The sequence below is a fragment of the Hydrogenimonas sp. genome (genome assembly GCF_029933015.1).
GTDB lineage: Bacteria > Campylobacterota > Campylobacteria > Campylobacterales > Hydrogenimonadaceae > Hydrogenimonas.
The window spans coordinates 1-3,594 of the sequence record NZ_JAOZOZ010000157.1 but is presented as its reverse complement, the minus strand read 5'-3'; the positions used below and the strand labels follow the sequence as shown (position 1 = coordinate 3,594).

The 3,594-nt window shown below is 58.7% G+C and carries 3 protein-coding genes; all 3 read left to right on the top strand.

What is annotated here, in order from left to right:
- Positions 1–147: 147 nt before the first annotated feature.
- The 3 genes from gyrA (at position 148) to Q1K23_RS08555 (ending at position 3,571) form a co-directional block, all read left to right on the top strand.
- On the top strand, positions 148–2,628 hold the full coding sequence (gyrA, locus tag Q1K23_RS08565) for a DNA gyrase subunit A (RefSeq protein WP_300363839.1): 2,481 nt from the start codon (positions 148–150) through the stop codon (positions 2,626–2,628).
- Between the two features lie 68 nt (positions 2,629–2,696).
- The gene (locus tag Q1K23_RS08560) at positions 2,697–3,194 is read left to right on the top strand and encodes a hypothetical protein (RefSeq protein ID WP_300363837.1); all 498 of its coding nucleotides are present in this window, start codon (positions 2,697–2,699) and stop codon (positions 3,192–3,194) included.
- Positions 3,170–3,571, top strand: coding sequence for a hypothetical protein (locus Q1K23_RS08555; RefSeq protein ID WP_300363836.1), 402 nt, complete (start codon positions 3,170–3,172; stop codon positions 3,569–3,571). The genes Q1K23_RS08560 and Q1K23_RS08555 overlap by 25 nt, the downstream gene beginning before the upstream one ends.
- Positions 3,572–3,594 lie beyond the last annotated feature (23 nt).

The following is a 3,594-nucleotide window of genomic DNA, read 5'->3' as shown; positions in this document are numbered from 1 at the left end:
CGTCGATCGGATTACCCTGCAAGTATAGCCATTAATCGATTTAGAACGAAGAAAAACCGCCTCGACCGCGCCCTTATACATATTTATAAGTATTTTTTGGATAGAATCTCTTTAATTTATTCTATTTTTCAAAGCAAAAGGTTTTGAATGTCCGATCTGTTCAAAGAGAGTGAAGATATCCAGGAAGTCTCGATCGAGGAGAGCATCAAAGGGAGCTACCTCGACTACTCCATGAGCGTCATCATCGGTCGTGCGCTTCCGGATGCCCGCGACGGCCTCAAGCCGGTCCACCGCCGCATCCTCTACGCGATGCACGAGCTGGGAGTCACCTCCCGCGCCGCCTACAAGAAGTCGGCCCGTATCGTCGGTGACGTCATCGGTAAGTACCACCCCCACGGCGACACGGCCGTCTACGACGCGCTGGTACGGATGGCGCAGGACTTTTCGATGCGCATCCCCCTGGTCGACGGCCAGGGCAACTTCGGCTCCATCGACGGCGACAACCCCGCCGCGATGCGTTACACCGAAGCGCGCATGACTCGCCTGGCCGAGGAGCTGCTGCGCGACATCGAAAAGGATACCGTCGATTTCATCCCCAACTACGACGACACGATGAGCGAGCCCGACGTGCTTCCCAGCCGGGTGCCCAACCTGCTCCTCAACGGCTCCAACGGTATCGCCGTCGGTATGGCGACCAACATCCCGCCCCATCGCCTCGACGAGCTGATCGACGCCCTGCTGGTACTCATCGACAAACCGGCCGCCGAGCTCGAAGACCTGCTCGAGCACATCAAAGGGCCCGACTTCCCCACCGGCGGCATCATCTTCGGCCGCAAGGGGATCCTGGACGCCTACAAAACGGGCCGCGGCCGCATCAAGGTGCGCGCCAAGACCCATATCGAAAAGAAGGGGCACCGCGAAGTGATCGTCATCGACGAACTCCCCTACCAGGTCAACAAATCCCGCCTCATCGAAAACATCGCCCAGCTGGCCAAGGACAAGGTGATCGAGGGGATCAGCGAGGTGCGCGACGAATCCGACCGTGAGGGAATCCGGGTCGTCATCGAGCTCAAAAAGGATACGATGAGCGAGATCGTCCTCAACAACCTCTTCAAATCGACCCAGATGCAGACGACCTTCGGCATCATCCTGCTGGCGATCCAGAACAAAGAGCCCAAGATCTTCACGCTGATGGAGCTGCTCAAACTCTTCATCCAGCACCGCAAGACGATCATCATCCGCCGCACGATCTTCGAACTGGAAAAGGCAAAAGCCCGCGCCCACATCCTGGAGGGTCTGCGCATCGCCCTGGACAACATCGACGAGATCGTCGCCCTCATCCGCGCCAGCGCCGACGCCAACGAAGCCCGCGAGGGGCTGATGAGCCGATTCAGCCTCAGCGAAAAGCAGGCCCAGGCGATTCTGGACATGCGCCTGCAGCGCCTGACGGGACTGGAGCGCGACAAGATCGAGAAAGAGTACCAGGAGCTGATGGCCGAGATCGAACGCCTCTCCAACATCCTCAAATCCGAAGACCTGCTGAGCCAGATCATCAAAGAAGAGCTCCTGGAGATCAAGGATCAGTTCTCCACTCCCAGACTCACCGAGATCGTCGACGACTACGAGGATATCGACATCGAGGACCTGATCCCCAACGAACCGATGGTCGTCACGATCACCCACCGCGGCTACATCAAGCGCGTACCGGTCAAACAGTACGAACGCCAGCACCGCGGCGGCAAGGGCAAAACCGCCGTCACCACCCACGACGACGACTTCATCGAGAGCTTCTTCATCTCCAACACCCACGATACGCTGATGTTCATCACCGACCGCGGGCAGCTCTACTGGCTCAAGGTCTACAAAATCCCCGAAGGCTCCCGTACGGCCAAAGGCAAAGCGGTCGTCAACCTGATCCAGCTGCAGCCGGAAGAGAACATCATGGCGATCATCCCGACCACCGATTTCGACGAGAGCAAGTCGCTCGCCTTCTTCACGAAAAACGGGATCGTCAAGCGCACCAATCTCAGCGAGTTCAAGAACATCCGAAGTGTGGGCGTGCGGGCCATCACCCTGGACGAAGACGACGACCTGGTCACCTGCAAGATCGTCCTGCCCGAAACCCAGTGGCTCTTCGTTTTGACCAAGAAAGGGATGTGTATCCGCTTCCCGGTCACCGACGCCCGTGAAATCGGCCGGACGGCCCGGGGCGTCACGGCGATCCGTTTCAAGATCGAGGGCGACCATGTCGTCGGCGCCACGACGATCCGTGACGAATCGCAGGAGCTTCTCACCGTCGCCGAAAAAGGGATCGGAAAACGGACCGAAGCGGGCGAATACCGCCTCCAGAGCCGCGGCGGCAAAGGTGTCGTGGCGATGAAGCTCACACCCAAAACCGGTGACGCCGTCGGCGTCGTCATCGTCGAGGAGAACAAGGATCTGATGGTCCTCACCCAAAGCGGCAAGATGATTCGCGTCGACATGCAGAGCATCCGCAAAGCGGGCCGAAACACCAGCGGTGTGAGAATCGTACGTCTCGACGCCGGCGACAAAGTCAACTCCATCGCCAGCTGTCCGAAAGAGGAAGCCGAAGAGGAGATCATCGAGCATCCCGAAAACGAAGAGTGATCCAAGTACCCCCTGAATTGGGAACGGTTTTTGCTTCATAAAAGCCAAACCCATTCAGGAGCCAACCTATGAAACGATGGACAGTGCTTGTCACGGCACTCGCCGCGACCCTCGCCGCGGAGAGCTGCCCGACGCCGAAGGTGGAGCAGTCCCCCGCCGCCCCACAGCCTCCGGTCGTCGTCCAGCCCCAGCCGCAACTCAAAAAGATAGAACTCCCCAGAGAAAACTGCACACTCTCGGCCACCAACACGATCCATTTCCAGGTCGTCGGACAGGGTGTCGCACCCGTCAACACGATCTCGCCCGCCCAGGCCAGAGCACTCGCCAAACGTGCCGCCATCGCCGACGCCTACCGGCAGCTGGGCGAGAAGATCTGCGGCGTACGCGTCGAAGGGCGTGATCTGATCCGCAACATGATGATCAGCCGCTCCACCGTCCGCACCCAGATCGACGCGATGATCCGCAACGCGCGCATCCTCGACACCAAATTCACCGACGGACTCTGCGAAGTCGAGATGGAAGTCACCGTCAACGGAAACGAGTGGTACCCGCGATTGGCAGACTGACGGCTCTGATCCTCACCCTCCTCGCTCCGGCACTGACAGCCGGAGACTGGTACGTCTCCTACCGCCTTCACAGCGACCGGTTCGTCGTCGTGAGCGAACACCTCTTCGTCTCCAAAGCGATGGTTCCCTTCAACGGGCGCAGCGAAAGCGTATGCACCTTCGTCACGGAAGCGCGAAGTTTCGAAACCTTCGCCCGCGAAGAGGAGCAGAAACTCCTCGAATGCCTCTTCGAACACGGCGTCGTCGTCCAATCGCGAGAGAAGATCCTCGATATGGTCCACGACAGAGAATCCCTCGAGCTCATCCTTCCCCCCACCCCTCTGCAAGTGGAGTTTAACGACGGATTGGTTATCATAAAGAAAGTCATTGGTCATTAGAACCCATCTCAAAAATCCCCATA

Bases quoted from the DNA above. Each gene is read 5' to 3' on its own strand.
- gyrA (WP_300363839.1), top strand. From the start codon at position 148: ATGTCCGATCTGTTCAAAGAGAGTGAAGATATCCAGGAAGTCTCGATC.
- Q1K23_RS08560 (WP_300363837.1), top strand. From the start codon at position 2,697: ATGAAACGATGGACAGTGCTTGTCACGGCACTCGCCGCGACCCTCGCC.